The organism is Pseudomonas sp. LAP_36, assembly GCF_019456785.1.
In the GTDB taxonomy this organism is placed as follows: domain Bacteria; phylum Pseudomonadota; class Gammaproteobacteria; order Pseudomonadales; family Pseudomonadaceae; genus Aquipseudomonas; species Aquipseudomonas tritici.
Map to the genome: position 1 here is coordinate 1 of NZ_JAHZMS010000045.1, position 225 is coordinate 225.

Genomic DNA, 225 nt, shown 5'->3' on the forward strand with positions numbered 1-225 from the left:
GCTCATTGAGCATGGCGCTGTAAAGCGCACGGCCGCAGCCATGCAAACGATCGACATCATTGGCCAGCAGGTGCTGGAGCCATTCCTTGGCCTGAAGGCCTGTGACATCAATCACGGTCATATGAGATACATCGAACACCCCGCAGTCGCGTCGCACCTGATGGTGCTCTTCAACTTGCGAGCCGTAATGCAGAGGCATATCCCAACCGCCAAAATCGACCATTT

General features: G+C 55.1%; 1 pseudogene. It reads right to left on the reverse strand.

The window, feature by feature from the left end:
- Positions 1 to 223, reverse strand: a pseudogene (locus tag JBO08_RS28050) (glycine cleavage system protein T); the annotation flags it as partial.
- Positions 224 to 225 lie beyond the last annotated feature (2 nt).